Source organism: Cupriavidus sp. OTU4054 (assembly GCF_038440175.1).
GTDB classification, from domain to species: domain Bacteria; phylum Pseudomonadota; class Gammaproteobacteria; order Burkholderiales; family Burkholderiaceae; genus Cupriavidus; species Cupriavidus pauculus_D.
The window spans coordinates 22957-29351 of sequence record NZ_JASATF010000048.1 but is presented as its reverse complement, the minus strand read 5'-3'; the positions used below and the strand labels follow the sequence as shown (position 1 = coordinate 29351).

Annotated in this window: 4 protein-coding genes; all 4 read left to right on the top strand. The window is 64.3% G+C overall.

The window, feature by feature from the left end; genetic code table 11:
• Nucleotides 1–437 (top strand): glycerophosphodiester phosphodiesterase family protein (locus AAHB16_RS31610; protein ID WP_342052830.1); only part of this gene is annotated, 437 nt, incomplete at its 5' end.
• Between the two features lie 184 nt (nt 438–621).
• The gene (locus AAHB16_RS31605; protein ID WP_150371357.1) at nt 622–3474 is read left to right on the top strand and encodes a 2-oxoglutarate dehydrogenase E1 component; all 2853 of its coding nucleotides are present in this window, start codon (nt 622–624) and stop codon (nt 3472–3474) included.
• A gap of 90 nt (nt 3475–3564) precedes the next feature.
• Entirely contained in the window at nt 3565–4827 is a 1263-nt protein-coding gene (gene odhB, locus AAHB16_RS31600; RefSeq protein WP_150371358.1) for a 2-oxoglutarate dehydrogenase complex dihydrolipoyllysine-residue succinyltransferase, read from the top strand.
• Between the two features lie 84 nt (nt 4828–4911).
• Nucleotides 4912–6336, top strand: a complete 1425-nt coding sequence (lpdA, locus tag AAHB16_RS31595) for a dihydrolipoyl dehydrogenase (protein ID WP_342052829.1) — start codon at nt 4912–4914, stop codon at nt 6334–6336.
• The last annotated feature ends 59 nt before the right edge of the window (nt 6337–6395 follow it).

Below are 6395 nucleotides of genomic sequence, written 5' to 3'. Positions count from 1 at the left end.
GGCCCCCAACCCGGGGCCCCCACGACCTGCTCGTGAACATCGAGATCAAGCCCGTGCCGGGTGACGAATACCGGACCGGCGCCGCCGTGGCGCTGGACGCGCTGTCCCTGTGGGCGGGCGCGGCGGTGCCGCCGCTGCTGTCCTCGTTCTCCGAAGCGGCGCTGGAAGCCGCGCGGGAGGCCGCGCCGGACCTGCCGCGCGCGCTGCTGGTCAAGACGCTGCCGACCGACTGGCTGGACCGGCTGGCGCGGCTGGGCTGCGTGGGACTCGACGCCAACCACGGCGAACTCGATGCCAACGTCATCCAACAGGCGCATACGGCCGGCTACAAGGTGCTTTGCTACACGGTGAACGACCCGGCCCGGGCGGCGGAGCTGTTCGGGTGGGGGCTCGACACCCTGATCACGGACGCGGTGGACCGCATTGCACCGGCCTGATTTTGCATAACGAAAAGTACGCACTGTATGTAGGAGAACGTGCTATTCTTTCGCGAGTGAAGACTTAGGTCCTTCCCCGCACAACTTGTACAGTTGTTTGCAATCCGCTAACCGGTCAAGCCGTGTCGCGGAAGGTTGATGAACCCGCTTAACTCCGGGGTACCCGGAGAATAGTGAGCGCCCCATGATGCAGCAGTATCAGAGCAATTCGTACCTCTTCGGCGGCAACGCCCCTTACGTGGAAGAGCTGTACGAAGCCTACCTCCAGAATCCGAGTTCGGTCCCCGACAACTGGCGCGCGTACTTCGACGCGATGCAGAACGTTCCCGCAGTGGACGGTTCTAACGCCCGTGACATCCCCCACGCCCCGATCGTCGCTTCGTTTGCCGAGCGCGCCAAGCAGGGCCCGATCAAGACCATCGTTGCCTCCGCCGACTCCGACATGGGGCGCAAGCGCGTCGCTGCCACGCAGCTGATCGCCGCTTACCGCAATATCGGTACCTACTGGGCGGACCTCGATCCCCTCAAGCGCCAGGAACGTCCGCCTCTGCCGGATCTGGATCCCGCTTTCTACGGCTTCTCCGAAGCCGATCTCGACATCGTCTTCAACGCCAGCAACACGTACTTCGGCAAGGAGTCGATGAGCCTGCGCGAGCTGCTCAACAACCTGCGTGAAACGTACTGCGGCACGATCGGCGCCGAGTTCATGTACGTAAGCGACCAGGCGCAGAAGCGCTGGTGGCAGGAGCGTCTGGAAACGACGCGTTCCAAGCCCGTGTTCACGCTGGAGAAGAAGAAGCAGATTCTGGACCGCCTGACCGCGGCCGAGGGCCTCGAGCGCTTCCTCCACACCAAGTACGTCGGCCAGAAGCGCTTCTCGCTCGAAGGCGGCGAGAGCTTCATCGCGGCGATGGACGAGATGATCCAGCACTCCGGCAGCAAGGGCGTGCAGGAAATCGTGATCGGCATGGCCCACCGCGGCCGTCTGAACGTGCTGGTCAACACGCTGGGCAAGATGCCCGCCGACCTGTTCGCCGAATTCGAAGGCAAGCACGTTGACGATCTGCCCGCCGGCGACGTCAAGTACCACAAGGGCTTCTCGAGCGACGTCTCGACCGAAGGCGGCCCGGTTCACCTGTCGCTCGCGTTCAACCCGTCGCACCTGGAAATCGTGAACCCGGTGGTCGAAGGTTCGTCGAAGGCGCGCCAGGAACGCCGCGGCGAAGCCGGCCACAAGGAAGTGCTGCCGGTGCAGGTGCACGGCGACGCGGCCTTCGCGGGCCAGGGCGTCGTGATGGAAACGCTGAACCTCGCGCAGACCCGCGGCTACGGCACGGGCGGCACGATGCACATCGTGATCAACAACCAGATCGGCTTCACGACGTCCGACCCGCGCGATGCGCGTTCGACGCTGTATTGCACGGACGTGGTCAAGATGATCGAAGCGCCGGTGCTGCACGTGAACGGTGACGATCCCGAAGCCGTCGTGTACGCGATGCAGCTGGCCGTGGACTTCCGCATGGAGTTCAAGAAGGACGTCGTCGTCGACATCATCTGCTTCCGCAAGCTGGGTCACAACGAGCAGGACACCCCGGCCGTCACGCAGCCGCTGATGTACAAGAAGATTGGTCAGCACCCGGGCACGCGCAAGCTGTACGCCGACAAGCTGGCCGCGCAGAACCTCGTGCCGGCCGACTTCGGCGACGAGAAGGTGAAGGAATACCGCGCCGCGATGGATGCGGGCAAGCACACGGCCGATCCGGTCCTGTCGAACTTCAAGAACAAGTTCGCCGTGGACTGGATGCCGTTCCTGAACCGCAAGTGGACCGACACGGCCGACACCGCCGTGCCCGTGACGGAACTGAAGCGTCTGGCCGAGCGCATCACCACGGTGCCCGAGCACCTGAAGCTCCACCCGCTGGTGGAAAAGGTGGTCAAGGACCGCGCGAACATGGGTCGTGGCGACCAGCCGCTGGACTGGGGCATGGGTGAACACCTGGCCTTCGCCTCGCTGGTGGCTTCGGGCTACCCGGTCCGTATTACGGGCCAGGACGCGGGCCGCGGTACCTTCACGCACCGCCATGCCGTGCTGCACGACCAGGCGCGCGAGCGCTGGGATGCAGGCAGCTACGTGCCGCTGCAGAACGTGTCGGAAAACCAGGCACCGTTCACGGTGATCGACTCGGTGCTGTCGGAAGAAGCGGTGCTCGGTTTCGAGTACGGCTACTCGACCGCCGAACCGAACGCGCTCGTCATCTGGGAAGCCCAGTTCGGCGACTTCGTCAACGGCGCGCAGGTCGTGATCGACCAGTTCATCTCGTCGGGCGAAGTGAAGTGGGGCCGTGCCTCGGGTCTGACGCTGATGCTGCCGCATGGCTACGAAGGCCAGGGTCCGGAACACAGCTCGGCCCGTATCGAGCGCTTCCTGCAGCTTTGCGCGGACCACAACATGCAGGTCTGCCAGCCGACCACGCCGGCCCAGATCTTCCACCTGCTGCGTCGTCAGATGATCCGTCTGTTCCGCAAGCCGCTGGTGATCATGACGCCGAAGTCGCTGCTGCGTAACAAGGACGCGGTGTCGCCGCTGTCCGATCTGGCCAAGGGTCACTTCGAGACGGTCATCCCCGATCACGAAGAACTGAACGCCAGCAAGGTCAAGCGCGTGATCATGTGCTCGGGCAAGGTCTACTACGACCTGGTCGCCACCCGCAAGGAACGCGGCGCCACCGACACGGCGATCATCCGTCTGGAACAGCTGTATCCGTTCCCGCACAAGGCCGTTGCCGCCGAACTCAAGAAGTACTCGGGCGCGACCGAAATCCTGTGGTGCCAGGACGAGCCGCAGAACCAGGGTGCCTGGTTCTTCGTGCAGCACTACATCATGGAAAACATGACGGAAGGCCAGAAGCTCGGTTATGCGGGTCGTCCCGCGTCGGCATCGCCGGCGGTGGGCTACTACGCAAAGCACAACGAGCAACAGAAGGCACTGCTGGAAGCCGCCTTCTCCAAGCTCAAGGGCTTTGTTCTGACCAAGTAATCCGCGACGGCGGCTCGCGGCGGCACAGGGTGTGCCGCCGCGACCGCCGTCCGTTCAACCCACACGCATACATCGAGGAATTTCCCAACCATGGCTATTGTTGACGTCAAGGTTCCGCAGCTGTCCGAATCGGTCGCCGAAGCGACCATGCTGAACTGGAAGAAGAAGCCTGGCGAAGCTGTCGCCCAGGACGAGATCCTGATTGAAATCGAGACCGACAAGGTCGTGCTCGAAGTGCCCGCACCGTCCGCCGGCGTGCTGTCGCAGATCGTCAAGAACGATGGCGATACCGTCGTGGCCGATGAAATCATCGCCAAGATCGACACCGCAGCCACCGCTGGCGCCGCCGCACCGGCCGCCGCCGCTCCGGCACCGGCCGCCGCTGCCCCCGCACCGGCTGCTGCCGCACCCGCGGCTGCCCCGGCCGCCGCAGGCGCCGTGGCCATGCCGTCGGCTGCCAAGCTGATGGCCGAAGGCGGCCTGTCGGCTGGCCAGGTTGCCGGTACCGGCAAGGATGGCCGCATCACCAAGGGCGACGTGCTGGCCGCCAGCTCGGCACCGGCACCGGCCGCCAAGGCTGCCCCCGCACCGGCGGCTGCCAAGCCCGCGCTGCAGCAGGTGTCGGCGCAGGTGGACTTCGCCGCGCTGGGCGACCGTCCGGAAGAGCGCGTGCCGATGAGCCGCCTGCGTGCCCGTATCGCAGAGCGTCTGGTGCAATCGCAATCGACCAACGCCATCCTCACCACGTTCAACGAAGTGAACATGAAGCCGGTGATGGATCTGCGCAACAAGTACAAGGACCGCTTCGAGAAGGAACACGGCGTGAAGCTCGGCTTCATGTCGTTCTTCGTGAAGGCCGCCGTGCACGCGCTGAAGAAGTATCCGATCATCAACGCTTCGGTCGACGGCAACGACATCGTCTACCACGGCTACTTCGACATCGGTATCGCCGTGGGCTCGCCGCGCGGTCTGGTGGTGCCTATCCTGCGCAATGCCGACCAGATGAGCCTGGCCGACATCGAGAAGAAGATCGCCGAGTTCGGCGCCAAGGCCCGTGACGGCAAGCTGTCGCTGGAAGACCTGACCGGCGGTACGTTCTCGATCTCGAACGGCGGTACGTTCGGTTCGATGCTGTCCACCCCGATCATCAACCCGCCGCAATCGGCCATCCTGGGCGTGCACGCCACCAAGGATCGCGCCGTGGTGGAAGACGGTCAGATCGTGATCCGCCCGATGAACTACCTGGCCATGTCCTATGACCACCGGATCATCGACGGCCGCGAAGCGGTGCTCGGCCTCGTCGCCATGAAGGAAGCGCTGGAAGATCCGGCCCGCCTGCTGCTCGACCTTTAAGCGTCAGTCTCTGTCTATAGCGCCCGCATGAACGCCGGCCGCCTGCACAAGGCGGCCGGGGCGGCGCGCGCAAAAGGAATTTCCATGAGCAAACAATTCGACGTGCTGGTCATTGGCGCCGGCCCTGGCGGCTATATCGCCGCGATTCGCGCTGGCCAGCTCGGTCTGAACGTGGCGTGCTGCGAAGGCAACGCCTATGACGATCCCAAGGGCGAAGCCCGCCTTGGCGGTACCTGCCTGAACGTGGGTTGCATTCCTTCGAAGGCGCTGCTGGCCTCGTCGGAAGAATTCGACAACGCGCAGCATCATCTGGCCGACCACGGCATTACCGTGGGTGACGTCAAGGTGGACGTGGCCAAGATGCTGAAGCGCAAGGACGATATCGTCGGCAAGATGACGAAGGGCATCGAGTTCCTGTTCCGCAAGAACAAGGTCTCGCTGTTCAAGGGCTACGGCAAGTTCGTCGGCAAGACCGCCGAGGGTTTCCAGGTGGAGATCGCCGGCGAAGTCGTGACGGCCAAGCAGGTCATCATCGCCACGGGTTCGAAGGCGCGTCATCTGCCGGGCATCCCCGTCGACAACAAGCTGATCAGCGACAACGAAGGCGCGCTGAAGTTTGACACCGTGCCCAAGAAGCTGGGCGTGATCGGTGCCGGCGTGATCGGCCTGGAGCTCGGCTCGGTATGGCGCCGCCTGGGTGCCGAAGTGACCGTGCTGGAAGCGCTGCCGACATTCCTGGCGGCCGCCGACGAAGGCGTGGCCAAGGAAGCGCAGAAGCTGCTGACCAAGCAGGGCCTGAAGTTCAACTTCGGCGTGAAGGTCAACGAGGTCAAGGCTGGCAAGGACAACGTCACCGTGAACTACACGGACAAGGACGGCGCCGCGCAGACGCTGGACGTCGATCGCCTGATCGTGTCGGTAGGCCGCGTGCCGAACACCGACAACCTCGGCCTCGAAGCCGTGGGCCTGGGCGTGGACCAGCGTGGCTTCATCGAGGTGGACGACCACTGCCAGACCAAGGTGCCGGGCCTGTGGGCCATCGGTGACGTGGTGCGTGGCCCGATGCTCGCGCACAAGGCCGAAGACGAAGGCGTGGCCGTGGCCGAGCGCATCGTCGGCCAGAAGCCGCATATCGATTTCAACACGGTACCGTGGGTCATCTACACGTTCCCGGAAATCGCATGGGTCGGCAAGACCGAGCAGCAGCTCAAGGCCGAAGGCCGCGAGTACAAGTCGGGTCAGTTCCCGTTCATGGCCAACGGCCGTGCGCTGGGCATGGGCCATGCGGAAGGCTTCGTGAAGATGCTGGCCGATGCCAAGACCGACGAGATCCTCGGCGTGCATATCATCGGCGCCAACGCGTCGGACCTGATCGCCGAAGCCGTGGCCGCGATGGAATTCAAGGCCGCGAGCGAGGATATCGGCCGCGTCTGCCATCCGCACCCGTCGATGTCGGAAGTCCTGCGCGAAGCCGCGCTGGCCGTCGACAAGCGTCAGCTGAACATGTAAGGCACGCGCCTTCCATGTAAAGCCTCTCCGGCGCGCCGTATCTGGGGATTCCCGGAGCG

Excerpts from the sequence above, each read along its gene's own strand:
- AAHB16_RS31605 (WP_150371357.1), top strand. The coding sequence starts at position 622 with ATGATGCAGCAGTATCAGAGCAATTCGTACCTCTTCGGCGGCAACGCC.
- odhB (WP_150371358.1), top strand. The coding sequence starts at position 3,565 with ATGGCTATTGTTGACGTCAAGGTTCCGCAGCTGTCCGAATCGGTCGCC.
- lpdA (WP_342052829.1), top strand. The coding sequence starts at position 4,912 with ATGAGCAAACAATTCGACGTGCTGGTCATTGGCGCCGGCCCTGGCGGC.